Below are 26,990 nucleotides of genomic sequence, written 5' to 3'. Positions count from 1 at the left end.
CCGCCCCTTTAATGGTTGTGGCAATAGGTATAGGGCTCAGCGCATTATTTCGAGGAACAGGTATTCAGCTTTCTGAAAACCATTACGTTATGATTCCGATCGTTAGCTCATTCCAGGGTTTTACAGAGCTGTTTATCTTCCCGGACTTCACTCAAATATTTAATAAAGAAGTATGGATAGTCGCCTTCACGATTGCGATCATTGCTAGTTTAGAAACCTTACTTAGTATTGAAGCAATTGATAAATTAGATCCGTTAAAAAGAAATACGCCAACTAATCGGGAGCTTATGGCACAGGGTATTGGAAACATGACGAGCGGTTTTCTTGGTGGACTTCCCCTTACCTCGGTGATCGTCCGTTCATCAGCAAACGTGCAAGCGGGGGGACGGACGCGTCAATCAGCAATGTTGCACGGCGTATGGCTGCTCCTTGCGTTAATCGCGATCCCTCAGCTTATAAATTTGATACCACTGGGAAGTCTAGCTGCAATTCTCCTTCATACAGGTTATAAGCTCGCTAATCCCGCGTTGTTCAAAAAAATGATGCGTAAAGGGCTAGATCAGTTTATTCCGTTCGCCATCACCGTTCTAGCTATTGTATTTACCGACTTGTTAATGGGCGTTGGAATCGGTATTGTTGTGGCAATATTTTATATAATCCGCGCAAACATGCAAAATGCATTCAAAATGGAGATTCAAGACAACAAGGGCGAACAGACCTATATAATGACTTTAGCTGAGGAAGTTTCGTTCCTTAACAAGGTTCCGATCCAACAAAAGTTATATAGTATCCCAAAAAACGCTGAAGCTATCCATATCAATGGTAAACACAGTAAATTTATTGATAAAGACGTTATCGAAGTATTAAAAGACTTTGAGTTAAATGCAACTAGTAAAGGTATCGCTATAACTCTTGATTCAATTAGTTACAAAAATAAATTGACAAAAGAAAAATAATAAACTAACTTGACTCCCCAAAAAAAGGAGTCGTCGTATATACAAAAAATACATGGAAAACAAAGAATTAGAATTAGGATTTCAAAAAATAATGGATGGCAACAAGAACTGGGTGGAATTTGTAAAAGAAGACCAGACAGGACGCTTCCAACAACTTGCTAAGGGACAAAACCCAGAAATTTTATGGATAGGTTGTGCAGACAGTCGTGTACCAGCAAACGAGATTACAGGAACAAAGCCAGGCGAAGTTTTCGTACATCGTAACATTGCTAACATGTGTGTACATTCAGATATGAGTATGCTGTCGGTGCTTGACTATGCAATATCTGTTTTAAAGGTCAAACACGTTATCGTAGCTGGGCACTACGGTTGTGGTGGAGTGGCAGCAGCGTTGAGTCGCAACCAATTTGGAATTATCGACAACTGGTTATGTCACATCAAGGACGTTTACCGTTTATATGCTGATGAAATTGACGCAATTGAGAATCCCGAAGAAAAAACCAGTCGACTTGTCGAGCTAAACGTAAAAGAACAAGTATTCAACCTTTGTACCACCTCCATCGTACAAAACGCATGGAAATCCGGACAACCTTTGGCAGTTCACGGGATGGTCATTGATATTGGTTCTGGTGAACTAATTAATTTAAATAATACGTTTACCAACAATGATTCATTAGGAAAAGTATTTGCATTTAAATAGCTAAGAATTATAATACGATCCAACAGGTATTAATTGTAGACAAAATCTCCGACGACTGGTCGGAGATTTTTGCTTTTAGAATCCCGGCGAAAAACTACGATTGGCGATCCGGATAGTCATTTGTATTGGTGCATCTGATTTCCCTAAAATTTCCAATGAATGCGAAACGAATCAGTGGCAACATCTTGTAATTCCGTTGTTAATGGCTACGAGATCCGATTCATTGATTTAAAGTTGAATGTACTACACTGCAGATTTAAATAGCAACAATCCGCCTAGATTAATTTTAACTCACCAGCATCATAAATCACGCATAAATAAGTACCTTTGTAACATGTTAGATGAAGAAAAACCACTGAATTTTATCGAAGAGATTATTGAAGAAGATCTTCGTATAGGGAAACATGATGGCCGTGTGTTAACACGCTTTCCGCCAGAACCTAATGGTTATCTCCATATTGGTCATGCTAAGTCTATTTGCTTAAATTTTGGGTTAGGACAAAGGTACAACGGAAAGACTAATCTGCGCTTCGATGACACAAACCCAGTGACAGAGGAAACTGAGTACGTAGAAAGCATCAAGCAGGATATACAGTGGTTAGGCTTCGAATGGGCCGAAGAGCTTTATACTTCGGACTATTTTGAAACGCTCTATAATTTTGCAGAGGAACTTATCAAAAAAGGGCTTGCATATGTTGATGATAGTACCTCCGAAGAAATTGCCGCGTCAAAAGGAACCCCTACAACTCCTGGCACACCGACCCCATTCCGTAACAGGGACCGCGAGGAGAACCTAATACTTTTCAGAGATATGCGTGCCGGTAAATATCAGGACGGTGAAAAAGTATTACGGGCGAAGATCGATTTGTCGAGCCCGAATATGCATCTCCGTGATCCTTTATTATATAGAATCAAACATGCTCATCATCACCGTACAGGTGACAAATGGTGTATTTATCCGATGTATGATTTTGCACATGGACAGTCAGACTCAATAGAGAAAATCACACATTCTATCTGTACGCTTGAATTTATCCCTCACCGTCCATTATATGACTGGTGCATTGATAAATTAGAAATATTTCCATCCAAACAATATGAGTTTGCTCGCTTGAATCTCAGTTATACGGTAATGAGTAAGCGCAAACTGCTTCAGCTTGTAAACGAGGGTTTTGTTGAAGGTTGGGACGATCCGAGAATGCCAACGATTTCGGGATTGCGGCGACGTGGCTATACACCAACATCGATTCGCACATTTTGCGAAAAAATTGGCGTCCAGAAACGTGAAAACATGATCGACGTTAGTTTGTTGGAATTCTGTATTCGTGAAGATCTGAACAAGTCCGCTTTACGTCGAATGGCCGTATTAGATCCTATCAAGTTAATAATCACGAATTATCCGGAAGGCCAAGTTGAAGAACTAGAGGGAGAAAACAATCCCGAAGAAGAACATGGAGGAGGCACGCGTATTCTACCATTCACTAATGAACTATGGATAGAACGAGATGATTTCATGGAAGAACCACCTAAAAAGTTCTTCCGTTTAGGGCCTGGACTATCCGTTAGGTTGAAACATGCTTACATTGTAAAGTGCAATAATTTTGTAAAGGATGACAGTGGTAAAGTCTCTGAAATCCATTGTGAATATTTCCCGGATTCTAAGTCGGGAGAAGACACCTCAGGAATCAAGGTAAAAGGAACTATACACTGGGTTTCAAGCGCACATGCACAGGAAGCAACCATAAACGTTTATGATAGATTATTCAATGACGAGAATCCAGCCGCAACTGAAGACTTCAAATCATCTATAAATCCAGAAAGTTTAAAGACAATAAAAAAAGCATATATTGAACCAGACTTAGCTTCCGCACAGCCAGGAACGGGTTATCAATTTATTCGTCTAGGTTATTTCTGCTTAGACAACAAATCAAATAGTGACAATTTAATTTTCAACAGAACAGTTACCTTAAAAGACTCTTGGGCGAAAGAAGTCAAAAAAGGATAATATATCACTTCGTGTTAAACAAAGCCGGCTCTAAAATTTTCTTTAGAGCCGGCTTTGTTTTTGATAATTTACGCTAAACGCTCGACAATTTTCTTTGTTGGCCCAGGGTTACTCATTGTATAAAAATGCAATACTGGAGCTCCGAACTTAATTAGTTCTTTACATTGCTCAACTAACCAATCCTCACCTACTTTTCGCACATCAGCATTTGTCTTACATGCATCGACAGCATCACTTAATTCCTCTGGAATATCCAGATGGAATATTTTAGGCAGGCTAATTAGTTGCTTTTTCGTCGTTAATGGTTTTAAGCCAGGAATGATGGGCACATGAATATCATTATCACGGCATTTATTGACAAACTCCTTATACTTCTCAACGTTGAAAAACATTTGGGTAACAATAAATTCTGCACCCATCTCTACCTTCATTTTTAACCATTTAAAATCCGTATTAAAATTTGGAGCTTCAAAATGTTTTTCTGGGTATCCTGCAACGCCGATGCAAAAGTCCGTTTTCTCAGATATCGCGATATCTTCATGTAAATATTTACCTTGGTTCATATCGTGAACCTGATGTAGAAGATCAGTGGCATAGGCATGTCCTCCTGGGGTTGGAATAAAATCCCCATCCCCTTTACGAGCATCTCCACGAAGAACCAGCACGTTATCTATTCCTAGGAAATTCAGGTCTATCAATGCGTTTTCCGTTTCCTCTTTGGTAAATCCTCCACAGATCAAGTGCGGAACCGCATCCACCTTATACTTATTCATTATCGCTGCACAAATAGCGACCGTACCGGGCCGTTTGCGATAGGCAACACGCTCCAGCAACCCGTTATCATGTTGCTTGTACAAATAATCTTCCCGGTGATACGTAACATCAATAAACGGTGGCTTAAACTCCATAAGTTCATCCATCGTCTTAAAAATACTTTGTATTCCTTGGCCTTTTGCCGGCGGCAGCAATTCAAACGAAAACAAAGTCTTGCCCTGCGCATTTTTAATGTGATCTACTATCTTCATCTTTTCTTGGATATTTTAGGCTTAGAGAAAACGCACAATAGCTGTGTTCCTTCACTTATCATTCTCACCTAAATAGTGAGTAGAATGTAGCACCTTGGTATGAGCCAGGTTGCTAAGGTTTCACCGGGTCTATTCCCTCTACCTTTCTCTATAAGCGGTTGCTAATATCGGTAATAGAAGTAACATGTCAAAATTAAAAAGCAAACCCAACACCTTCGTGAGGGATATTCTAAATCCTTAAATTACCTATTCCAAATGAGGGAGGGGTTAATCCTCCCGATATAACGTCACTAAGCCCTCTGGGAGTTCAACTTCCAATACTTTTTCTTCGGCATCAATAGCAAGAATTAAATCATCAGAAAGAGGGAACATCAGCTCCTTACCAACCATATCCACAGTTGCAATAAACTGCTGAGGCATCTCTTGTACATTGATTATCGGCCCCAACTCCCCCTCGTTCTCATCTATAACCAAATAACCGACTAAATCTGAGTAACGAAAGTCATCAGGGTCCCGCTCTGGCATTTTGTCTAATGGAAGATACACTTTCTTTCTTAATAATGGTTGGGCCTTATCAATATGATCGACATCTTCAAGAGATAAATAAGCTGTACTATTCTTATGTAGTTTTATTGCCTCTAAAAAATAGGGAACAAGCTTCTTGTTCATTTCCAAAAACAACACGTCGAACTCGAGATCCAAATAATCTTCAAATTCAAAAAACAATTGCATCTCCCCCTTTAGTCCACGCGTCCTGGTGATGTATCCGATATAAAATGCTTCTTCTAATTTCATCGATAGTTAAAAATTAAAAAAGCCGAATCCAATAGGTTCGGCTTTCTTGAATCTGTATGAATAGTGATTATCCTTCAGTTTCTTCAGATGCAGGAGCATCAGCTTCAGGAGCTTCAGAAGCCTCCTCTTCAGCTGGAGTTTCCTCTGCAACTGGTGCATTTTTAGCAGCAATTGCAGCAGCTCTGTCTGCCTTCTTCTTAGCTTCAGCAGCAAGGGCAGTTTTCTTCGCTTCTTCCTTAGACTGTGCTAAACCGGTTTTTGCTCCTTCAACTTTAGCAGTTTTGGATTCGGTCCATTCAGCGAATAACGCTTCAGCTTTAGCCTCATCGAAAGCACCTTTTTTCACACCACCCTGTAAGTGTTTTTTGTAAAGAACGCCTTTATCCGAAAGGATAGTACGAGCTGTGTCAGTAGGTTGTGCACCATTGTTCAACCATCCCAATGCTTTCTCGAAATCAAGAACGATTGTTGCTGGATTCGTGTTTGGGTTATAAGAACCTAAACGCTCAATGAATTTACCATCACGTGGAGCACGTGCATCTGCTACTACTACGTGGTAAAAAGGTTTACCTTTTTTACCATGTCTTTGCAATCTGATTTTAGTTGCCATGTTTTATTTTTTTATGTATTCAACATATCCCCCGAGCTTCATGCAAGAGGGGACGCAAAGATACAAATAAAAAACAAAACGAACCAACAAAATAACAATTGACTACTTTGCAACCACATTATTCTCAACGCTCTACCATTGTTGCAAAAATATTCCTGTCCGTCAAAAGCACTATTTAATCCGATTTTTTTATTTTTTCAAGTCCATCTTTTGCAATTATCCCACTGGAACAATTAATCACTTATTTTATTAAGACGGCAACGGGGCGATCGTTTTATGCTTATATAATTCCGTATATTTGAGAATCTAGGTAAATCGGTTTTAAACAAACTATTCTATATATTTAGTCAACAATCGAGACCACATTATCAGAGTTTGGCTCGGCGCATATCTTTATCACTTTGATTAAGATCGCACAAACCATTAACTTAAGTAGTTTATCTAGATCTACGAAAGTAACAACTTTTAATTTATATCACATGGATTTGGTTGCTCCTCTAAAAATATTAAAAGCTTCTGCAGGCTCAGGAAAAACCTTCAGTCTCACTCTCCATTATATCACCTTACTACTATATAATGACAACAGCTATCGCGAAATCCTAGCTGTCACTTTCACCAATAAGGCAACCGCCGAGATGAAAGAGCGTGTACTCACAACAATGCAAGGACTCGCTACTGCAAATCCTTCAAGAAGTATCGAGAACTTCCGAACACTTCTTTTACGGGAAAACCCAACTTGGAACGCTCAATCGTTACAACAAAAAGCACATCGAATCTATCGAAAGATTATACATGATTATAGTCGATTTACAATAAGCACAATCGACGGATTTTCACAAAAAGTTATTCGCAGCTTCACATACGAATTAAACCTCGATGCTGCTTATAAAATTGAGATGAACACCAACAAAGTGAAGCAAGACCTTACGGTTATGCTCAATCAACTTCTGGATGAAAAGCCTGATCTGTTACATTGGATCATCGACTATGCCGAGCAAAAAATAGCGAACAATGAAAATTGGAACTATCGGCAGCAGCTCGTCAATTTGGCTGGACTAATCTTCACGGAAAATTTTCAAGAATTTGATATGCATCTTACAACTGCCGATGCACATCAAGTCTTTATGCTATTAAACAAGGAGACACAGGAAAAAACAAAAAATTTTCTTACTACACTGTCCGAACTGATTGTACTCTTCCAGAGCACCTGTAAAGAGTATAGCCTGGATCAGGATGAGATGAAAGGGAAATCGAGGAATAAAATTGCTGCGGCGAGTAAAATCAACTCTCGAGTAAATAAATCTTCTTTTTCAGAGTTAGAGAAAATTTTTGAACGTTTTACAACTATCCTCGACGATGAGACTGCTTTTTGTCAAATTAAAGGCCCTGAAAGAAATGATTTGAAAGATGCCCTGACTCCTATTCTCGCAAAGCTAAAGGATCTTTACGAACTCTATCCGAATTACATTGCCTATCGCGCGGTACAAACAAACCTTTATTACTTACGCCTCCTAAAAGAGATGAGTGGTTTGTTACGCCTATGGCGCAAGGAAAATGGGGCGCAACTGATATCTGATTCACAGCTCCTGTTAAATAAACTAGGGCTCGATGAAAATAACGACCCTACTTTTATTTGGGAAAAAATTGGGAACCGGTATAACTATTTTTTATTCGATGAATTCCAAGATACGTCACGAATTCAATGGAAAAACTATAGCCCATTACTAATCAATGCTCTTGGTAACGCAAAACAACAAATAAACGAACATCTTATAGTAGGAGATGTTAAACAAAGCATCTATCGTTGGCGAAATGGTGATTGGAGGATTTTATTACAACAAATCGAGGAACAAGTAGCAGAAGCGTTTCATCTACAAACTGCCGAACGTTCTAAATTTATTGAAAATGGAACACTCGATATCAACTATCGTAGTGCTCCGGAAATTATAGCATTAAACAATTATATTTTTAAAACTATACCTAGAGCGCTGCAAAACATCCTTGAAAACAAAGTTCACGGCAACCTTGATGAACAGGGCATACAATGGTGGAAATCTACAGGAAATTCGCAGCTTTTAATTAAGGCCTACCAGAACAGCGAACAGCAAGTCCCAACCTATAAAATAAACAATCCACAAGAAAAAGGATCCATCGAAATTCAATATCTCTCAGTCGAATCTAACGCTCATCGACGTACCAAGGTGCAGGAAGAATCATTGAATATACTTAGTGAAAAAGTTGCAAACTGGATACTTTCTGGGCGATACACGTCAAACCAAATAGGCATTTTGGTGCGCAGCAACAGGGAAGCTCGAACTGTCATTGAAAAATTGATGGCTTACAAGAGTGAATATAACAAAACTCATGGTGAAAGCCTAACTTTTGAAGTTATCTCCGGCGATGCATTAACTTTAGCCAGCAACGATGGTGTCTCTCTTTTGATCGAAACGCTAAAGGCTTTGGTATACAATACACAAAAGCATGTATTATTTCGTGCAAAGATGGCTTATCTCTACCAGCTTTGCAAAACGGGAAAAACCTTTCGTCATGAACAATGGCTTAATTTTGCAAGCAACGATATCCCAAGCCTAAATCGTCTGTTACCTGAACGTTTGGTAAAGGAATGGTTGGAATTGCAACAACTTCCCTTAGTGCATCTGGTTGAGAAACTTATTGAAATCTATGAGCTTGGTGTTGAAAACTCAATACATCTACCCTACCTACTCGCTTTCAAAGATATCGTCACTGGATTTTCAGCAGCAGGAGACCGAGGAGTCACTCAATTTCTAGAATATTGGGAGGAAGATGCCGAACGATCAAGTCTACCCGCAAATGGAAAAGTAAATGCCATTGAGGTGACTACAATACACAAATCCAAAGGTCTTGCATATGATGTTGTAGTGATTCCGTTCTGTTCCTGGAGTCTCGATGGTATGGCTAATGGCGATTTCTGGATTAACACAGAAAATACACCTTTTTCTGTACTTGGAAAGATCCCCATTAAATATACATCGAGCATTGCAAATTCTACGTTCTACAAGCAATACCACGAGGAGATGCTATTTAACTATATGGACGCACTGAACACCTTCTATGTGGCAACTACGCGGGCCAAAAAGCACTTGTTTATCCTTGCTCCTGCATCTAAAGATTCAGGCAGCAAATCGCGCGAGTCTGACGCAAAATCAGAATACATTAGCGACATCCTTCACCAGGTACTGCAAGCACCCGAATCCCCATTTCTCCTAGAGCAGAATGCGCTCATAATAGATAATCCCGTAAACGAAATGGTACTCTCGTCATCTAAACCCGTAGACGTTGAAAAAGATAAAAACGGAGTGAACGATAAAAGTATGGATCGTTGGGAAACAGTTTACTTAACGGAATATCCTCAATCTGCAGCTTTGCAACAGGAATTTGAAAAAGGAATTCGTGGAAACATCAATAGTATCCTGCTACTCGACCAAGCTGCTCAACATGGCCTATTTGCACACGAGATCATGTCACAAATTACAGACCGTGACCAGATCGACGAACACATAGACAACTACATCGAACTTGGTGTTTTAAACCCTGCAGATCGACCTTTCCTACAACGGGAGATACATCAAATCTGGGAGCAACCTGAAATTAACAAATGGCTTACTGGCTCCTACAAAATTTGGAACGAGGCAGACATCATCCTTAAAGACGGAAAAACGATTCGGCCAGATAAAGTTTTTTCTAGTGACAAGGAAACCATTGTACTTGACTTCAAGTTCACCAAAGGCGACTACAGTGACCACCAATATCAAATTGACAAATATAAAGGAGCATTAAAAAAACTAGGCTATCAAAATGTTAAAGGTTATCTATATTATGCCAAGACGAATCAGCTAGTAGAAGTAAAATAATTAATAAGACAGTACATGGACACACCTTTCTTGAAGCTCGTAGCAGAGGATGTTAAAAACCGTTTCGGGAACGACCTTTCCGAAATAGCAATCATCTTCAACAACAAACGCCCAATTACTTATCTGAAAAAACATTTAGCTGACGTCTATCAACAGGCGATATGGTCTCCTCAATTTTACACCATTCAGGAGTTTTTTAAACAATCTACGAATGCTTTAGAAGCATCACCACTAACGCAATTCTTTTATCTTTACGATCTACACAATCAGATGCTTGCCAATGAAGGTTTAGAACAAGAAACGTTAGAAGAGTTCTATCCGGTTGCAGAAATTATTCTCGCCGATTTCGGACAACTTGATTATGAACTTGTACAAATAGAAGATATCTATGCGGAACTATACGACAGCACGCAAATAGATATTGCTTTCCAACACCTCACAAGTGAGCAAAAAGGATTCATACGCCAATTCTGGCAGTCTTTCAGCGCTTCCGGACATAGCGCGGTCCAGGAAAGGTTCCTTCGTTTGTGGAAGCGACTACCGGCACTCTATCACGCTTTTAAAGCACAACTTGCCGACCAAAAACAATTAACTTATCCAAGTTTATATCGTGATTTAGTTGAGAATCGAGTTGCGAAAAAAAATTTTATTGAAAAATATAAAAAGGTATTGTTTGTAGGGTTTAACGCCTTGAATAAAGCAGAAACTCTCCTTTTTCAGCGCTGGCAATCACAAGGGTCCGCACTATTTTATTTTGATGTTGACGCATATTATCTGGAAGACAATCAGCAGGAGGCGGGATTATTTATCAGGCAAAATATTAAACAGCATGGACTCCTAAATGCACTTGGCGAAACTGTAAACGTCATAGGGAACCGTAACATTCCTGTTCATCTTTATGCTGCGTCGGGAAAAAATAGCCAGACCAAACTACTATATGAAAAACTAAAACATTTAACCGATGAAACCACTATAGAGACTAAGAGTACAATTATCTCACCGCCCACGTATCCACAGAAAACGGCTGCTATACTACTCGCGGATGAAAGCTTATTGGTACCATTACTCCAGAGCCTTCCTGAGCTAAGAGCTAACATTACCACGGGGTATCCATTGACTCAGTCCCCAATCTATGGTCTATTAGATTTATGGCTAGACGTGCAGGAAGATATTTCACACTTACGAAGAAAAAAAGTTACATTTCAGCAGTTAGAAAGGTTTTTGAACCACCCAATGACACAAATTGCTTCCCTTGACCGTATTACGCTCATGGACAATATTGCTGAAAAGCAACTTTTTGAAATACCTTTGATAGATATTGACATAAAACACAGTGCGGTTCCACGTTTTTTTAACGTTATTGAAAATGCAGGAGAACTAATCGCCGAAATGATTTTGTTAATAAACTACCTACTCGACGCTATGGCGCTGAAAGACCATGCTAGCCAGATAGACAGTAATCTACTTGTTGAAACCAAGAAGATACTCAATCAACTGCAATTAGGCTTAGGTCGGATTACGACAACCTCTATCCCCTTTCAAATCGGCCTTATACGTAAAGCCATCGCCCCAATAAACTCGGCCATCGAGGGAGATCCATTAAATGGGCTACAGATTATGGGGCTATTAGAAAGCCGATGTTTAAACTTCGACCAGGTATTTATCTTAGGTGCTAACGAAGGAATTCTCCCCAAAACCAGTAACACACCTACCTTCCTCCCTTCAAGTTTGCGCCAAGCATACGGGCTACCTATTTTGGAAAACCAAGATGCCCTCTCGGCTTACCTGTTTTACCGACACTTTCAGTATAGTGACGATATCCATATATATTACAACAGCCTAATCGACGAAAGTAGTTCTGGTGAGGAAAGTCGTTTTGTTAAACAGCTACAGTTTGAAAGTAATTTCCAATTTATTACCCATCAACAGCAACAACCGATTCAATTTCCACCGAAACAGGAAGAGTTAATAATCCCAAAAGAAGGGGCTATTTGGGAACATCTACAACAGATATACTTGCAACAAGACAACCGAATTTCTGCGTCGGCCCTAACGACCTACTTGCATTCCCCTTTACAGTTTTTTCTAAAATATGTTGCAGGTATTAAAGAACCACCAACAATAAGTCAAGAATTCGAAATGAACAAATTGGGGACAGTCATCCACAATGTTATGGAGAAAATTTTATGGCCTTTTAAAGAAATTGACGGATTTATCGACACTAAAAATTTAATCTCTTGTCTAAAAAAAATCGATTCTCTTGTCGTTCAAGAAATAAATGACCTTTATCAAAATGATAGGAAAATCGAAGAGTTAAATAGTATGCATCGGATTATGCATAAAATTGCTTCGGAATATATAAGCATGTTTGTTCAGTACGATATAGATAATTATAAAAAAATTAAAATTATAGAACTAGAAACTAATTATACTATACAATTTCCAATTACCGTGCTTGGAAAACCGAAAACGGTAAATCTTTTAGGAATCATCGACAGGGTGGATGTAGTGATCGATCGCTCGGGAGAACAGAAGACACGTATTGTTGATTATAAAACAGGCGGGGACAGTGTGATTTTTGGCAGTCTTGAAAAAGTATTTTCCGCCAACACATCAAATAAAGCACTAGTTCAAACACTGTTTTATGCCCATGTATTCGAGAAAAGTACAGGCAGACAAAATTTAGAACCGCATCTTTACGTCTCACGTAAAATGCGTGAAGATGGTACATTATTTCACAGCAAAAAGGAAACGCTCGAGACAGAAATTTTGCAACTTACGAAGGTGCGTTTCTTGGAATTTCTCCGAGCAACGTTGGAAGAACTCTTCAACCCCGCAATACCGTTCAAACATAATGCACAAAGCACCATCTATCCATCAGATCCATATACTCTATTCTATCGTAATGCACTTGTAGAAGAAGATGTTGATTAGTTTTTCACGGAGCACGTCGTAGGCTGTCCTGATATTATTCTTCTAACATCTAAAAATGTATTGACGTTAGACAGACATTTATTTTTCATTTTGAGGTAAACTAACATTTTTATAAATGTCGGGCAGGTTTCGACATTGTCCATTATAATCTAAGCCATATCCGACAACGAACTCTTTCTCGATCTCAAATCCTACGTACATAATATTATCAAACGTATGCTTTAAACACGAGGGTTTCATCAAAAGTGTACAGACAGAAATACTACTTACATTAAGTCGTTCAAGAGCATCAATAGTATGTCGTAAGGAATTTCCAGAGTCAATAATATCTTCCACGATAATTACCTCGCGGCCTGAGATATCCATCCCGACACCGAACAACTCATTTATGTGCTCTTGTTGTGTCCCTTGGTAGGATGCCAGTTTTACAAAAGAAAGTTCGCAGGGAATATGAACCTGTTTCAACAGGTCAGCCATGAACATAAAACATCCGTTAAGGACACCAATAAACACGGGATTTCGATTCGAATATTTGACACTGATGTCTATCCCCATTAGTCGAATACGTTTCTTTATTTGACTATATTCTATAAAAACCTCAAAGTCAAGATTATCTATTGTGATTCTATTCATTATTGCATCTCATTATTCGTACTATCCTTCCCAAATAGTCGCTCTAGCAAGTTCCTCCTTCTTACCTCATCCTGTTCCATTTCCCGCATCATTGCTTCATGCTGTGGATCGCGTTCCACGAAGCCAGTATCCACAATGCCTTTGGGACGTGGAGGCCTTAGGTTAGACTCTAAAGTCACCTGATAAAATCCATAGTTCGCGGGCACAACTTCGTCTGTCAATTGTCCCCTTCGCCGTAAAATACTCCCGTAGGTATTAAAATGTCGCATCACCCAAGGTTTAAGATGCCCTGTATATTCAAATGAAGCTAAACCTGTTTTAGGTCGAGGGACTATACTGGAAAGATATAAGCTTTCACCTAAAGTCAATTCGGATGGAAGTTTGCCGAAATAATATTTCGAGGCTTCTTTAATACCGTACACATTTTTACCCCATTCGATCACGTTTAAATAAATCTCAAACAATCTATCTTTCGAAACTTGATTCGATGCTTCCATCAACCAAACCAAAAGGATCTCCTCAAACTTACGCATCATTGTCTTATTCCGATTTAAAAATACATTCTTGACAAATTGCATGGATATCGTGCTTGCTCCTCTTTTGAATGCCTCCTCTTTGATATTCGTTATTATCGATAATTTAAACGCTTCCTCTTCAAATCCCGAATGTTCGTAAAAATAGGGATCTTCTGTGTTAAGTAGCGTTTTTCGAAGTATCGGCGCTATCGACGACAAAGGCGTGAAATTTGGGTTCTCAGTACCAAGAACTATCTCTCGCATCAAGACGGTATCTTCGTAGGCATGATAGGTAAATGCTGTGTTTAGAGAATTTATATTAGCTCGACCCCAATTGACAATTTTTAAATTCTTATCATCTATCCGAGAACTAAACAAAAGCGAATCCGGGTTCTTTAAATTCACTTTAAAATCTAAATCATAGGCGATCTCACCATCAACCTTAATTCCCTCAAGCGATTCGAACAACCCCGCTGGAATAGCATCAAAAAAATCCTGCGCTTTAAAGCGCTGAGTATGGATCGAAAGTTCAATTTCCTTATCAGGTTTCGGAATAAACTTGACATAGGGTTGAAAGGCAAAGTCCTTCGCCCGAATCGTGCTTTTAGGATCAATCTCAAGTGCTCGGCTTCCAATGTTGATCTGTCCTTCAGCTGTAGCTTCCGGCAAAATGATATCCTCTTGAGAAAGACGGGGGTGATTAACCTTTAAATCCTCAAAACCCCAGCTCCCGGAAAGCGTTAATGAATCGTGAGAAATTCTATTTACACGGCTCAGATCAAAGACAATTTTATTGAAACTTATCCCTAAGCCCAGCTTCCTACGTAATAAGGGTAATTCAGCATTTTCATTTTCCGAAGAAATTTCAACATGAAGTTGTTGTTTATCAGGGTTAACAGAACCCGCAAAATTCCATTGCGCATCATGATCGTTTAAGAATAGTGCAACCTGAAAATCTCCGCCATCGACCGCTGCAGTAGGCAAGCGTATTTTTTGAAATAAGCTATCATCTTGATAAGAGGCTTCGAAATTGCTAAGTTCCATATCAGATGGTATCTTGAAAAAAACCTGCTTTATGACACCATCTATTAGCGCCGCGTAATTAGTTGAACTATCCCTTTGTACCGTAGGTACTTTTTGCTCTTTTTTAAAGAGGAAGTCATAATTACTGACACTGTCCTTCTTGACTAAGGTTACCTTTGAATTCACTAATCCTAAACGCCCCAATTTAACATCACCAAATAGCAGGGGCCAAATCCGTACAGACACCGACATTTTTTCAATCCTAGCGAGGGTATCGCGATCTTTCGGTAGTAATACGATATCATTAAAAGTGACTGTCTTTAATCCACTAAATTTGTATTGGCTTGTTTGAAAATCTATATCATATCGGTCCAGTAATGTCGATTTTACTTTCAAGACAGCAGAATCCAACAGTTTCCCCCTTACAGAAAGTGTCACAATTATTCCAAGAATAATAATCGCAAGAATTCCCCCTACGGCCCAGATCACGATTTTACGTTGATTTGGCGTTAGAGCTGGTATTTTATCAATTATGTTCATTAACCAAACTTTGGATTAAAAATAGAGTATTTTTTTCATAATGGGGGCTATAATTTGCTTCGATCATGACGCATTCCCAAAACATATCACAAAATTTGAATCATAAATACCTATGCCATAAGCATGTTGCTCTCATCTAATCATCCTAAGAGAAGATACTCTTTTCTCTTTCTTGAGATTACTTATCAACATCAATATGACATGTTTTTTTAACGCATTGTTTACCTTTGCGCTATATAATACTAGCATGATTACTAAGGATCAAATACTACACGCACTAGGACATGTTGAAGAACCAGACCTTAAGAAAGATTTGGTAACGCTAAACATGATCCAAAATATAGAAATTCTTCCAGGAAAGGTTAAATTCGATGTTGTTCTAACAACTCCAGCCTGCCCATTAAAAGGACATATAGAACATGCTTGTCGTAATGCAATAGCATTGTTTGTAAGTAAAGAGATTGAAGTTGAAATAAACATGACTTCTCGTGTTGTAGCGAACGAATCTGCCCAATTAGGCGGCATAAAAAATATCATTCTGGTCTCTTCTGGTAAAGGCGGTGTAGGTAAATCGACTGTTGCATCAAATTTAGCATTAGCGTTATCAGAGACTGGCGCCAAAACAGGATTGCTCGATGCGGATATTTATGGCCCTTCATTGCCTATCATGTTTGGATTAGAGGGAACACGTCCAGAGTCGATGCAAACCGCAGATGGAAAAACGAAAATATTGCCGATTGAAAAATTCGGATTAAAACTTCTTTCTATCGGTTTCTTTACAGATCCAAATCAGCCTATTCCTTGGCGGGGACCAATGGCTACTTCAGCAATTAAGCAACTATTCGGTGACGCTCATTGGGGAGAGCTTGATTATTTAATTGTTGACATGCCTCCAGGCACAGGCGACATTCATATAACTGTAGCTCAGTCCTACCCTATCGCGGGTGCAGTTATTGTCACAACTCCCCAACAAGTTGCACTAGCTGACGCCATCAAAGGTATCGGCATGTATCAAATGGAAGGAATCAACATCCCGATCTTAGGCATCGTTGAAAACATGTCTTATTTTACGCCAATCGAGCTTCCAGGTAATAAATATTATATCTTCGGAAAAGATGGAGGAAAGAGACTCGCGGAGAGCAATAAGGTCCCATTCCTAGGAGAGATACCTTTGGTAAAATCTGTAGCCGATGCCGGCGATAACGGTTTCCCAATATTATTGGATGGCGACGAGCCGGTATCGGTGACCTATAAAGAAATTGCTGGAAGGGTCGCGCAAGAGTTAAGTATCGTTAATAGTAAACAATAAATATTGGGTTCATTTATAGAAATATCCTTTATAGGATTATCGGATCGCCTCCCATGAACTGATTTAAAAAGCATTTAGTATTTCACAATTATAGCGCAGTGAAAATATTACATCGGCACAATAACCTTCTGCTTGAGCGATATATACGGTGTATAAAAGATGTCATACGATTAACAAAAAACCAAGCTTACATTTTTAGTCAAAAACTAACAGAGACTTTCCAAAAAAAATCGTCTCTGTTAGTTTACAAGGAAATTTCGTGGAACTCGCAGACCCAATATTGACAAATGAGGCCCACACTTATTTTTTTTACGTATCGATTCAAGACCTCCTGTTATCGACGCATGTCGATCTGAATACGTTTTAAATTTAAATCGGCTCAACTATCGGCTGAGCCGGAATAATTTTCAACTTCATAGTTTTCGTCATCATTCCGCATTCGCCTTCAGCTTTCACAGTAAGATCTACCTCATCACCTTTATAGCCATCGATTAGAGAATAATTCCTCGGAACGCTTATCGAAACGCTATTACCATTTTGTACTAATGGCAGATCAGCACCTATAGTCCAACTGTACTTACTATAAGTCTTACCAGCAACGGGGATAAAACTAATTTCCTTATCCCGCCATCCTTGCTTAATATGTACAAATCCATCAAAGCTTCCTTGAAGTTGCATGCCTGTACACCTATCAAATGATTTTTCTGCAAATAGTCCACAACCGAGTATACTGGCCTTCACTGATCCTAAATAGGATGCTGCATTTGACGATCTAACCGAAACAGAATTACCTGTCGCATTTCCTTGAATAACAAGATTCCCTGTCGTTGTCCACTCAAAAGGATAATCGATCACATAACCATTATACTTTACTACAAATTGTGCCATATTTCCATTCTCAAGAGTTCCTGATTGTACAAGGGAAAAGCTACCCGGTATTTCGGAGATAGCAAGATTCCTTATGCTAAAAGTATGATTATAGGTTCCTGAAACAGGAGTAACGTTGAACCAAAGGTACTCATAACACGCATCAGCCACCAATGTAATCGTACGTTGGTAAATGCGTCCTGATCCGCCGTTTGCATTTCCTGTATAGATATTTTTTCCTGGAATTTTTTCGACGGTTGTCGATGGTATAGACAGTGTGTTAAGATTAACCGAATTTAGACATGTCGTTGGGAAATTAGACTCGTTAGCCATTCCTAATTGTAGCCCCGGAAATTGGTCTATTATAGTACTACTATGCGAGTAATGATTTTCGCTAGAAACCGAAAAACTTATTTGATAAGAATTTCCTTTTTTAAATTTATAAGGCATTGCCCTTCCACCACCAGTAAACAGGTTTTTACCATCTGTTGTCAGTTTTGTTACAGGACTCCAAATAGTCATTATTGGATCTGCGGCACAGTCCGCGCTAGAAGTTACTTCTAGAACTTCAGGCGCAGGGTCAGGTTGTATTTGGGACGTTTCAAAAAGATGGATGGATTGTTTCGTAGAGAGGTTTTTCTCTTGTTCCATCCTAATTGCTTCTTCAAGAGTGATAAATTTTATCGATTCATTTTGGATCTCTACAGATTGAGGTAGATCTTTCTGACAACTGAATAATGTAATAATTATTAGCATCAATACTGGGGAACTAAATTTCATAACAAATATTTATTAGTAAATAAAATATTTTAAATCTATGAATTAAGAATCAATATTCGCGATAACAATTCTGATACATATTTCTTGAGAACATAAATATATTAATAACATTTGATGACTATAAGTGTTCGAATAAAATGATCCTTTACAGAATGATATTTTTCTACAGAATAGACTTATCTAACATCCCTGACCAATTTCTGAAGACAAACTATAGCAAAAAAAGGCGGTCAGAAATCACTCGACCGCCTTTAAAACTATTATTGATTCAACTTCTACTTTAGAATTTTTTCATTGAATCTAAAAATATACTTATGCTCGCTTATTTTGCAAACCATAATTTTTTGTCAATTTCGTCTCCACCCAATGCTTGGGCAGCACCACTCCAATTCACCGGATTTAGCGTTTGCTGGGTAACCGGATAACGTACGCGTGATGGAATATCAGTTGCAATTACATTTCCAGATTGTAAAGGAGTAAACGTATAAGCTGATCCGTCATGTGGACGTTTCGATGCTTCACCAGGCATTAACAAAATATCAGTAGTTGGGTATCCTGTCCGTCTATATTCGTTCCACGATTCGTCAGGATTATACATTAACGTTACGTACTTTTGGGTCAAGACAGATTCCTCATTCGCCACAGGAAGTCCAGAAATAAAATTCGCTATATCTGCGTCTGCTATCCCTAATCGTTCCATATTCGCACGAACACCGTTTTCGTAATGATCCTGATCCCATCCGTTTACTTCGCTTAATAAAAATTCAACCTCCGAATACTCAATTAATACCTCACCACGATCAATCTTTAAGAACTCTTTTGAAAAAATATTAATATTTGCAGTAACTTGATAGTAAGGTTCTACATCCGGTAACCCGTATGGCATACCTGGATAATCATCCATATCGTCTGAATTGGTGTATCCGTTTGATGTATATGCATTAAATGTAATTCCTTTAGGAGCTGCAACTTTGTATAAGCGAGGATCAAATCCAAATTCGCCGGCCTCACCTTTTAAAAGTTGAATAAACGAACGGTTTACCCAAAAGTCCGTCCTGTTGCCAACATAGAATAACTTCCAAAACGGATTCGCGTCGTTATTGGTGGTTCCAAATGCATGGATAGCATTATCAGCATTTGAAGTAAAGACCCCGCTACTTATTGCATCTTGAATTTCAGCAGCCGCGGCTGGATATACGTGTTTTATACGATTAGCAATACGCAGTCTAAGGGAATTCGCCAGCTTCTTCCACTTCATCGCGTCTCCTCCGTAAATATTATCTCCTGTATTAAATACAGCTTCAGTCTCAACGATTTGCTCGGACGCTTCTTTAAGTTCTTTTAATAAATCTGCATAAATCTCTTCTTCAGAAGCATATACGGGAGTTACAAACTCATCCACCTTTAGAGCTTGAAAATTAGGATTTTCCCTTTGTCCATACGACCAATAAGGGACATTTCCAAAGTGTGTAACTAAATTATCGAAAACGTATGCTAACATGATACGCGATGCAGCAATCTGATTATTTAAATTACCATAAGCGGACATCTCAACACTTAGTTCAGGATCCTCACATTTTTCAATAATGTCCTTGTAGTTATTAGCCGTACGATATAAGTAAACCCAACCGTTGCTAGTCTGGACGTCTCGGTATTGGTACTTATCCTCCTCAACATAGTTGTTTTGTGCAGCATATTGCATCCATGGCATCGACATACGCATCATCCACCAGCCGTCACGGGTATAATTAAAAAGATATCTATTCGCACCGTTAAATATCGAATTTGTAGGCACAATTTCCGGAAAGTTCGGGTTTGCATTTATCTCCTCCAGATCCTTTGTACACGAGGTTGTCGACAGCAAAGATAATCCTATGACAGAAGATAATAATATTGATTTTATATTTTTCATGATGTTACCAAGTCAGTTTTAAAATTGTAGTTTTAAGTTCAAACCAAATGTTCTAGAAGCTGGTAAATTACCACCCTCGAAACCTTGAATGTTGCCACTACCTGTGGTTGCCATTTCTGGATCGAAATTTTCATTATCTAATCCCCAAGCGGCTATGTTTCTCGCGAAACCAGAGATGGTCGCTCCTTGCAAACGCAGTTTACTTACAAACTCCTTTGGCAGATTATAACCTAACGTAATTTCACGAAGCTTCACATAATCAGCGTCGAACACGTTTTGCGCCGTCGGACCTCCATAGTATTGACCGAAATAAGCAGCAGCACTAACATTCTGTGTGTTTTTTTCCGTATTAGTAACAGTATAAGTTCCATCTGAATTCCGAGTAACCGTTCCAGTAACGCCTTCGGAAACTGCGCCGGTTTCACGAACGCCGTTTGCTGCCGTTTGTTCTAAAACACCGGTGTAATTCCCAAACATGTTAGAGACTGAAAAGAATTTTCCTCCTTTTTGCATATCAATTAGCGCAGACAGTGTAAAGGCTTTGTAGGTAAACGTATTACGCCATCCCGCGTTAAAATCCGGTAAAATCGAACCTAAATTTTTAACATCAGAAGAAAGGTAAAGACCATTTGCTCCTACAACTTTATTACCTTGGTCGTCATATATGAAATCTGACCCATAAATCTGTCCGTACGGCTGATCAACCATAGCTATTAAAGTTGCTTTGAAGGGAGCCGTAGCAATCGTTAATGTCTGCAAGTCGCCATATAGCTCTGCTACCTTGTTACGATTTCTTGAAAAATTAATATTAGAGCTCCATTCAAAATTTTCATTACGCACAGGAACTAATGTTAACATTGCTTCGATACCCTTGTTCACAGCGCGACCTGCATTCATAAATTTGGAGGTATAACCAGTTTCAGCACCAGTAGTAACACCCATAATTAGATCAGTAGTTTCTTCATTGTAATAAGTAACATCTATTCCCACGCGGTTTTGAAATAATTGGGCCTCGATTCCGAATTCATACGTAAGTTTTGATTCGGGACGTAATTCACTGTTTAACTTGCCTAATCCTTTCAAAAAATATGGATTGTCTAAGTATGTTGTATTATCAAATACAGTGTTCGAGTACACGTCAACCAAATTATAAGGATCGGTATCGTTTCCGACCTTAGATAGACCTGCTCTAAATTTAGCAAAGTTTAACCATGGAGCATCGATCAGTTTCGAAAAAATAAAAGATCCAGTTGCAGACGGGTAAAAATAAGAGTTATTACCCGCTGGCAAAGTAGACGACCAGTCATTCCGAGCTGTTACGTCTAGATATACCAATTCATTATAACCAATAGATGCGCTCCCAAATAATGAGTTTACGCGTTTACGTGTAATAGACGTCGAAACAGAAGCCTGCTCTGCACTATTGCCAATCGTATATAAATTCGGTACAATTAGGCCACCCGACGTTCCATGGTTCGCAGAATAACTATTATAATTACGGCGATTTGCCCCAGCGAATGTGTTAAGAGATATCTTACCCCAAGTTTTATCAAAATGTACTCTTCCTTCGTAGTTCATTTCAGTTACTTCACGTAGACTTTCACTATAACTTGATACCCCCTGTGACCCTACGGCAACACGAGAATTTATATTCAATGTAGAATTGTCTCCATATATGTTACCCGTGGCGTATAAACCAGGCATAAAATCATAACGAAGTTCTACATTTCCATAAAAACGATCTCTTTGATCGGCTGAAGTGTTTTCATTAACAATCCAGTAATAGTTATCCGAGAATTTCGGTGTTGCATCATCCCACGAAGAACGATTCCAAGTTCTTTGTTCTCCTGTTGCGGTTCTATAATTTTTTAAGCGGGAATAGTCCAATTGGGTTTGTCCCCATTGGAACATCTTTTGAGCGACCGAAGCATCTCCATATCCTTGTTCAGGCCGATTAAATCCATTTGTACGCACATAATTAATAACCCCCCTAGCCGTAAGCTTATCGGAGAACTTGTTGTCGATGCTCAGATTAACTGATGTCCTTTTCAACTCAGAGTTGGGTACAATTCCAGATTGATCAACGTTTGAAAGCGATAATCTCGCGGAGGTATTTTCATAAGATTTCGCTAACGAAATAGAATTAGTCCATGTAACGCCTGTTTCGAAAAATGAGCGGTAATCATCATTCGGATATGACCATGGACGTGTCTTTAAATAATTCTCGGTATCATTTGGATCAAAAGCATCCCAATGTAGTACTTCCTGCCCATCTAATTTAGGACCCCAAGACTCATCGGCAGCGTAATCAACTAGCTTGTACTCTTTTCCATCGATTGTTGCAGTCGCAAATTCGCCTGAAAACCCGCCTCCATATAATTTCTGAAGTTTAGGTGTGACTCCAAGATTCTCGAAAGATACCCCGGTATTTAAAACGATCTCATCGCGGCCTTTTTTAGCTTTTTTTGTTGTAATTAAAAGCACACCATTAGCAGCGCGAGAACCGTAGAGCGCCGAAGCTGGACCTCCCTTTAGCACATTGATCGACTCAATGTCGTCTGGATTAATGTCAAACGCTCCATCTCCATAATCTCGACCGCCACCACCACGCTGTGTGTCGCTCGAATTGTAATTTGCATTATTCAATGGAATTCCATCAATTACGATCAAAGGTCTATTCTCACCGGTTAACGATCCAATTCCGCGAAGAACCACCCTTGTGGACCCCCCTAAAGATGACGATGGTGAAGAAATAACAGCTCCGGCAACATTCCCGGAAAGAGATTGTAATGCGTTTCCGCCCCGCGCAGCCGTCAAGACCTCTCCTTTTACCTCTTGAGCAGCATAGCCTAACGATTTCTTTTCTCTGGAAATACCTAGCGCTGTAACTACTACCTCTTCAAGCATCGCATCGTCAACGAGTAATTGGACATCCACAGTTGATCGACTTCCTATTGAAACACGTTGCGTTTCATATCCAATGTAAGAAAAAGATAATTCTACATTTGCGCCGTCCACCGAAAAGGAATAATTTCCCGCGCCGTCAGTCTGCGTCGCGTTTGTGGTTCCAACAGCGGTAACGGACGCACCAATAATAGGTGTCCCATCGGCGGCCGAGGTGACTTTACCACTCACCTGCCGACTTTGTGCAAACGAATGCCCAACTAGGCACGTCAGCAGAAAAAGAATACTGAGTAATTTTTGTTTCATTTGTATTATTGTTTAGTTAAAAGCTAATAAAATAAAATTTTGATATCACCATCTTGGAGTTGATTTTCACTGCTAAATTCTGTAAATAATTTATTGTACATTACCTACTGTCAATCAGATCTAAAATTTCTGTGTGATTTTTCGAAAACCTACAAACCGACACGCTTGATAAAAAAACCTATTATAAGATTAATAACGAGCAACGCATTGCTCTTGGTAATTTAATTTAGTTAATGCTTTCGTGGGCCTATAACATGTACTTTACTATGCGCACATATAATTGCTTAGGCAATTTTAACACTTTTTCACATTAGCTCCAAATAAATATCCATTTTTTTTGTTTAAGTATCCCTGACGTTCAACATCTTTCTTCTGCTTGCGGCTTAAGAAGGCTAATATTACTATTTGTAATTTGTTGATTACAGTTAACTGTAACGTAAAATTCTACTTCCAAATTCATTTCATCCAATTTGATCAACTATTTCAACTAAGTTTGGGTATATGAAAAGACAATAGAATCTTCGATTTTTGATCTTGAGATTATTAGTGTCCGTTTACTACGCTATAGCACCAAACATTCTTTTGATAATGTAGAGGATATAATTTGGTAGTAGTATTTTGTTCCTTGCATAAATAAGGAATGCAAAGGTAGCGGGATAAAGTTGTTATTGCAAGTTTTACAAGATAATATTGATTCACATCGAAATTTAACAGAAAACACACCAATACATTAACAAAAGTAAAATGTTAAAAAAATTAACATTATTTTCACGCAAAGATAGATTTACCGAATATTATTTGGTATAGCCTATTGATCCTAGACAATTCGATTCCAAAGTAACATTCTGAATACCGAAAAAATTAACATTTCAGATCGAAAAAATATTATTCGACGCCACAACAACTAACCATGAGTTAACTTATCGAACAAGTTCCTATCTTTGCCTCATGCGTTTCGACATTATCACCGTACTACCGCAGCTATTAGAGAGTCCGTTTGCGCACTCTATTTTGCAGCGGGCTCAAAAAAAAGAACTAGTAGAAATTCATGTCCATAATCTCAGGGACTACTCTGCTAATAAACATAAATCCGTTGATGACTACCCCTACGGTGGTGGATCAGGCATGGTTATGCAAATCGAACCATTTGCGGCCTGTATAGAAAAGCTCCAGGCAGAGCGACAATACGATGAAGTTATCTATATGACGCCCGATGGAGCGACCCTCAACCAAGAAATAGCGAACGAACTGTCCTCTTTCAAGAATATCATCATACTCTGCGGACATTATAAAGGTATAGATCAGAGGATCAGAGATGTCTTTGTTACAAAAGAATTATCCATTGGTGATTATGTTCTTTCCGGAGGTGAACTTCCTGCAGCAATTTTAGTTGATGCTATTGCCAGACTTATCCCGGGAGTTCTGTCAGACGAAACTTCAGCTCTATCTGATTCCTTCCAAGACGGGCTGTTAGATGCGCCGATATATACACGACCTGCAGTTTGGAGAGGACATGAAGTCCCTGAAGTTTTATTAAGCGGACATAAGGCGAGGATAAACGCATGGCGCGATGAACAACAATTAAAACGGACGGAGGACCGACGTCCGGATTTATTGAATGACTAACATTTTCGCTTATATTTTGTTTTTTTTTCAAAAATAATTTGATAAACAAAAAATAATTATAATTTTGTAGTGTACAAATGACAATAAGAAACTTACATACAAACTGGTGGTGGCTCGAAGCATATAGCGTCGGGAACTAGTTTTGTGTATTATAAGATATTCATAATCAACCAAAACCCTTGTGAATGCAGGCCCGACGTTTTATCGCCGGGCCTTTCGTATTTTTAAGACTTTTTGGCAAGATTTTTTAAGATTTTTAAACATAGAAATTACACGATATGCAATACAAAATTCATACAAACTACAAGAAGATTCTCGCCGACACAACAACACCTGTCAGCATTTATCTTCGCTTGAGAGATTCTTTTCCCAATAGCCTGTTGCTTGAAAGTTCAGAATATCAAAATCGCGACAATAACATTAGTTATATCTGTTGCGATCCGATCGCAGGAGTATCCTTGACCAAGGATCAATTTCGTATTACATATCCAAACGCAGAGACCATACATAAAGATGCAAATGCGATCAATCTTCGTGAGGAGGTTTCAAAGTTTCGAAAAAGCTTTTCCCAAGATACCTTGGCTGATATCAATGTTATATCCTCCGGTCTATTTGGTTATTTTACCTTTGATGCAATTGAACACTTTGAAGACATAAAACTCATAACACCTCCGAGCACGGAACGAGATATACCACAAATGCAGTACCATGTGTATCGCTTTGTGATAGCAATTGACCATTTTCGAAACCAACTCTACATTTTCGAAAATTTATTTGAAGGTCAAGAGTCCGATTTAGATCGGATGGAATACTTGATTCAAAACAAAAATTTTCCCGAATACAAATTCACTGTCCGGGGAGAAGAGTCTTCTAATATGAGCGATGACGCATTTAAAGCGTTAGTTAACAAAATGAAAGCGCATATCCAACGTGGTGATGTATTTCAGATTGTACCATCTAGAGCTTTCAAAATAGCATTCTCCGGAGATGAATTTAACGTATATCGTGCCTTACGCTCTATAAATCCGTCTCCGTATTTATTTTATTTTGATTATGGTGATTTTAAGTTGTTCGGTTCCTCGCCCGAAGCGCAACTCACAATTAAGAACGAGACTGCGACCATCTATCCTATCGCCGGCACCTTCAAACGCACAGGCGATATGACTAAAGATGAAAAGATAGCTGAAGCCCTGAAGAATGACCCTAAAGAGTCCGCGGAACACGTAATGCTCGTAGATTTGGCTCGTAACGACCTGAGTCGTCATTGCACGAACGTAGAAGTCAAATCTTACAAACAAGCACAATACTATTCACATATCATACATCTAGTCTCTAAGGTAGCGGGTACTTTAAATCAAAACACAAATCCTTTTGACGTTGTTGGCGACACCTATCCCGCGGGCACTTTATCAGGAGCTCCCAAGCACATGGCATTAACATTAATAGATCGCTATGAGGGGCTACAACGATCATTTTATTCGGGAGCATTAGGTTACATGGGATTTAATGGGGACTTTAATCATGCAATTATGATACGTTCATTCTTAAGTAAACAAAACATGCTTCATTATCAAGCCGGTGCAGGAATCGTTCTTGATTCGGATCCAGAAAATGAACTCCAAGAGGTGAATAATAAAATAGCGGCTTTACGACGTGC

General features: G+C 39.0%; 16 protein-coding genes and 1 riboswitch. Of the genes, 8 read left to right on the top strand and 8 right to left on the bottom strand.

Annotated elements, in window-relative coordinates; translation table 11 throughout:
- The 3 genes from HP439_RS07075 to HP439_RS07065 all read left to right on the top strand — a co-directional run.
- Positions 1 to 956 (top strand): SulP family inorganic anion transporter (locus HP439_RS07075; RefSeq protein ID WP_172389641.1); only part of this gene is annotated, 956 nt, incomplete at its 5' end.
- Between the two features lie 52 nt (positions 957 to 1,008).
- Complete coding sequence (locus tag HP439_RS07070; protein ID WP_172389640.1) at positions 1,009 to 1,656, top strand: carbonic anhydrase; 648 nt, start codon at positions 1,009 to 1,011, stop codon at positions 1,654 to 1,656.
- A 334-nt stretch (positions 1,657 to 1,990) separates the two neighbouring features.
- Positions 1,991 to 3,661, top strand: a complete 1,671-nt coding sequence (locus HP439_RS07065) for a glutamine--tRNA ligase/YqeY domain fusion protein (RefSeq protein ID WP_172389639.1) — start codon at positions 1,991 to 1,993, stop codon at positions 3,659 to 3,661.
- A gap of 68 nt (positions 3,662 to 3,729) precedes the next feature.
- Here the strand turns inward: HP439_RS07065 and metF are convergent, their stop codons facing one another.
- From metF to HP439_RS07050, 3 genes are all read right to left on the bottom strand, one after another.
- Positions 3,730 to 4,686, bottom strand: coding sequence for a methylenetetrahydrofolate reductase [NAD(P)H] (metF, locus tag HP439_RS07060; protein ID WP_172389638.1), 957 nt, complete (start codon positions 4,684 to 4,686; stop codon positions 3,730 to 3,732).
- Between the two features lie 52 nt (positions 4,687 to 4,738).
- A riboswitch (SAM riboswitch) is annotated at positions 4,739 to 4,843 on the bottom strand.
- A gap of 110 nt (positions 4,844 to 4,953) precedes the next feature.
- Entirely contained in the window at positions 4,954 to 5,481 is a 528-nt protein-coding gene (rimM, locus tag HP439_RS07055; protein ID WP_172389637.1) for a ribosome maturation factor RimM, read from the bottom strand.
- Positions 5,482 to 5,548: 67 nt separating this feature from the next.
- Positions 5,549 to 6,091 carry a 30S ribosomal protein S16 gene (locus HP439_RS07050; protein ID WP_172389636.1) on the bottom strand — a complete coding sequence of 181 codons (543 nt, stop codon included), beginning with the start codon at positions 6,089 to 6,091 and terminating at the stop codon, positions 5,549 to 5,551.
- Between the two features lie 479 nt (positions 6,092 to 6,570).
- Here HP439_RS07050 and HP439_RS07045 point away from each other — a divergent pair, with 479 nt between their 5' ends.
- Positions 6,571 to 9,984, top strand: a complete 3,414-nt coding sequence (locus tag HP439_RS07045) for a UvrD-helicase domain-containing protein (protein ID WP_172389635.1) — start codon at positions 6,571 to 6,573, stop codon at positions 9,982 to 9,984.
- 15 nt (positions 9,985 to 9,999) lie between these two features.
- Entirely contained in the window at positions 10,000 to 12,918 is a 2,919-nt protein-coding gene (locus HP439_RS07040) for a PD-(D/E)XK nuclease family protein (protein WP_172389634.1), read from the top strand.
- Positions 12,919 to 12,996: 78 nt separating this feature from the next.
- On the opposite strand, the gene hpt is transcribed toward HP439_RS07040, so the two are convergent.
- Both hpt and HP439_RS07030 read right to left on the bottom strand, forming a co-directional pair.
- Complete coding sequence (gene hpt / locus HP439_RS07035; protein ID WP_172389633.1) at positions 12,997 to 13,551, bottom strand: hypoxanthine phosphoribosyltransferase; 555 nt, start codon at positions 13,549 to 13,551, stop codon at positions 12,997 to 12,999.
- On the bottom strand, positions 13,551 to 15,629 hold the full coding sequence (locus HP439_RS07030; protein WP_172389632.1) for a transglycosylase domain-containing protein: 2,079 nt from the start codon (positions 15,627 to 15,629) through the stop codon (positions 13,551 to 13,553). Before HP439_RS07030 ends, hpt begins: the two co-directional genes overlap by 1 nt.
- A 247-nt stretch (positions 15,630 to 15,876) precedes the next feature.
- Between HP439_RS07030 and HP439_RS07025 the strand changes: the two genes are divergently transcribed.
- A complete protein-coding gene (locus tag HP439_RS07025; RefSeq protein WP_172389631.1) occupies positions 15,877 to 16,938 on the top strand; it encodes an Mrp/NBP35 family ATP-binding protein in 1,062 nt (353 codons plus the stop codon).
- 369 nt (positions 16,939 to 17,307) lie between these two features.
- On the opposite strand, the gene HP439_RS07020 is transcribed toward HP439_RS07025, so the two are convergent.
- The 3 genes from HP439_RS07020 to HP439_RS07010 form a co-directional block, all read right to left on the bottom strand.
- Positions 17,308 to 18,585 (bottom strand): hypothetical protein, encoded by a 1,278-nt coding sequence (locus tag HP439_RS07020; protein WP_172389630.1) that lies wholly within the window; start codon positions 18,583 to 18,585, stop codon positions 17,308 to 17,310.
- A 322-nt stretch (positions 18,586 to 18,907) separates the two neighbouring features.
- Positions 18,908 to 20,497: a SusD/RagB family nutrient-binding outer membrane lipoprotein gene (locus HP439_RS07015; protein ID WP_172389629.1), complete on the bottom strand. Its 1,590-nt coding sequence runs from the start codon at positions 20,495 to 20,497 to the stop codon at positions 18,908 to 18,910.
- Positions 20,498 to 20,515: 18 nt separating this feature from the next.
- Positions 20,516 to 23,707, bottom strand: coding sequence for a SusC/RagA family TonB-linked outer membrane protein (locus tag HP439_RS07010; protein ID WP_172389628.1), 3,192 nt, complete (start codon positions 23,705 to 23,707; stop codon positions 20,516 to 20,518).
- 948 nt (positions 23,708 to 24,655) lie between these two features.
- Here HP439_RS07010 and trmD point away from each other — a divergent pair.
- Together trmD and HP439_RS07000 are read left to right on the top strand one after the other, a co-directional pair.
- Positions 24,656 to 25,333, top strand: coding sequence for a tRNA (guanosine(37)-N1)-methyltransferase TrmD (gene trmD / locus HP439_RS07005; RefSeq protein ID WP_172389627.1), 678 nt, complete (start codon positions 24,656 to 24,658; stop codon positions 25,331 to 25,333).
- Between the two features lie 278 nt (positions 25,334 to 25,611).
- The coding region (locus HP439_RS07000) for an anthranilate synthase component I family protein (RefSeq protein WP_172389626.1) at positions 25,612 to 26,990 on the top strand (1,379 nt) is incomplete at its 3' end.

It is taken from the genome of Sphingobacterium shayense (genome assembly GCF_013179575.1).
GTDB lineage: Bacteria > Bacteroidota > Bacteroidia > Sphingobacteriales > Sphingobacteriaceae > Sphingobacterium > Sphingobacterium shayense.
This window is presented reverse-complemented; position numbering and strand designations above follow the sequence as displayed.

Excerpts from the sequence above, each read along its gene's own strand:
- HP439_RS07070 (WP_172389640.1), top strand. The coding sequence starts at position 1,009 with ATGGAAAACAAAGAATTAGAATTAGGATTTCAAAAAATAATGGATGGC.
- HP439_RS07065 (WP_172389639.1), top strand. The coding sequence starts at position 1,991 with ATGTTAGATGAAGAAAAACCACTGAATTTTATCGAAGAGATTATTGAA.
- metF (WP_172389638.1), bottom strand. The coding sequence starts at position 4,686 with ATGAAGATAGTAGATCACATTAAAAATGCGCAGGGCAAGACTTTGTTT.
- rimM (WP_172389637.1), bottom strand. The coding sequence starts at position 5,481 with ATGAAATTAGAAGAAGCATTTTATATCGGATACATCACCAGGACGCGT.
- HP439_RS07050 (WP_172389636.1), bottom strand. The coding sequence starts at position 6,091 with ATGGCAACTAAAATCAGATTGCAAAGACATGGTAAAAAAGGTAAACCT.
- HP439_RS07045 (WP_172389635.1), top strand. The coding sequence starts at position 6,571 with ATGGATTTGGTTGCTCCTCTAAAAATATTAAAAGCTTCTGCAGGCTCA.
- HP439_RS07040 (WP_172389634.1), top strand. The coding sequence starts at position 10,000 with ATGGACACACCTTTCTTGAAGCTCGTAGCAGAGGATGTTAAAAACCGT.
- hpt (WP_172389633.1), bottom strand. The coding sequence starts at position 13,551 with ATGAATAGAATCACAATAGATAATCTTGACTTTGAGGTTTTTATAGAA.
- HP439_RS07030 (WP_172389632.1), bottom strand. The coding sequence starts at position 15,629 with ATGAACATAATTGATAAAATACCAGCTCTAACGCCAAATCAACGTAAA.
- HP439_RS07025 (WP_172389631.1), top strand. The coding sequence starts at position 15,877 with ATGATTACTAAGGATCAAATACTACACGCACTAGGACATGTTGAAGAA.
- HP439_RS07020 (WP_172389630.1), bottom strand. The coding sequence starts at position 18,585 with ATGAAATTTAGTTCCCCAGTATTGATGCTAATAATTATTACATTATTC.
- HP439_RS07015 (WP_172389629.1), bottom strand. The coding sequence starts at position 20,497 with ATGAAAAATATAAAATCAATATTATTATCTTCTGTCATAGGATTATCT.
- HP439_RS07010 (WP_172389628.1), bottom strand. The coding sequence starts at position 23,707 with ATGAAACAAAAATTACTCAGTATTCTTTTTCTGCTGACGTGCCTAGTT.
- trmD (WP_172389627.1), top strand. The coding sequence starts at position 24,656 with ATGCGTTTCGACATTATCACCGTACTACCGCAGCTATTAGAGAGTCCG.